Genomic DNA, 1,369 nt, shown 5'->3' with positions numbered 1-1,369 from the left:
GCCGTCAGACGTCAGTTGAGCGGTGGAGTTGTTGAGTGCAGTGTCTTACTCAGCATTCGCCCTATTCATTCTTCGGGTAGGTTGGTTTGAGCGAAGCGAAACCCAACGTAAGCGGAGCTATCAGCTATCAGCTATCAGCTTTCAGACGTCTGATCTGACCCCGATAAAGTAGACACGGGGTTTAATTAACTTGTTCGTACTGCATGGGACTTTTATACCCTAGGGTGCCATGCCTTCTTACTGAGTTGTAGTATTTTTCAATATAAAAATACGTTTGTGTTGTCATTTCACTACGACTCAGTTCATTTAAATTCTTTATCCACTCCTTTTTATACTGCGCGAAGAAGCTTTCTGAGCATGCGTTATCCCAGCAGTTGCCTTTTCTAGACATACTCACTGTGACACCTCTATTAGTTAACCACTTCACTGTTTCCTTTGCGACATACTGAGCTCCTTGATCTGAATGAAAGAGCAAGTTCGAACCATCAGGTTTGCGTGCAGACCATGCCTTTCTCAGTGTTTTAATAACTAACTCGGCGTTGTTTATCCGGCTTGTTACCCAGCCAACAACCTTACGAGAATACAAATCAAGGATGACGCATAAATACTGCCAACCATCTTTACAGCGTACTTGTGTGATATCTGAAACCCACACGGTATTTACTGCATCAACATTAAACTGGCGTCGTAGTAAGTTACTCGCTTTGATTGTACCTTCTTTCTTCGCGCGGCTTGTATAGCGCCTCTTACCTGACTTTGAACGATACCCAACGCTTTGTAAAAGTCTCTGCACACGTCCTTTACTGCAATCAAAGCCATGTGCTACCGCTGCTTCCCAAAGCTTTCTATAGCCCGGGATACAGTGCTCCTGGTCGCTAATATGCTTTAGAAACTTAAGTAACGAACTGTTCTCTTTCTGGCGTGTGCTAGGTAATTGCTTTAACCATTTATAATACCCAGCCGGCGACACAGATAACCAACTGCACAACTTTTTCACTGTGCGTTTGGCGTCTGTGACCTTGTGGATATATTCGAACCTTATTCTTTTAGGCTGTCGAAGTAGACCTTCGCCTTTTTTAAAACGTCATTCTCCAACTGAGCATCTTCGAGTTGCTTCTCAAGCTTGCGAATTTGGCGCTCTAAATCTGTGTATGATTTGTCAGGGCCTTGGTTCTTAAGTGGCTTTGATGTTTTCTTCTTCGAGGTCATGTGACTTCTCCAACTTGATAGCATGTCAGGATGAATACCGTATTTATTAGCGACCATCTTAACTGTATCTGTGGTGTCTAACGACTCTTGAACGACTTTTATTTTAAATTCGAGGGAATATCTACGCTGTGACTTTACTTTCATGATTACTGACTCCAAA

General features: G+C 43.0%; 1 protein-coding gene. It reads right to left on the bottom strand.

The window, feature by feature from the left end; genetic code table 11:
• Window positions 1-181: 181 nt before the first annotated feature.
• A protein-coding gene (locus PASHI_RS15740) for an IS3 family transposase (RefSeq protein ID WP_156426493.1) occupies window positions 182-1,353 on the bottom strand; the annotation gives its coding sequence in 2 pieces (ribosomal slippage) (window positions 182-1,080 and window positions 1,080-1,353; 1,173 coding nt in all).
• Window positions 1,354-1,369: the final 16 nt, after the last annotated feature.

The organism is Pseudoalteromonas shioyasakiensis, assembly GCF_001550135.1.
In the GTDB taxonomy this organism is placed as follows: Bacteria; Pseudomonadota; Gammaproteobacteria; order Enterobacterales; family Alteromonadaceae; genus Pseudoalteromonas; species Pseudoalteromonas shioyasakiensis.
The sequence above is the reverse complement of the archived record's forward strand: the minus strand, read 5'-3'. Positions and strand labels throughout refer to the sequence as shown.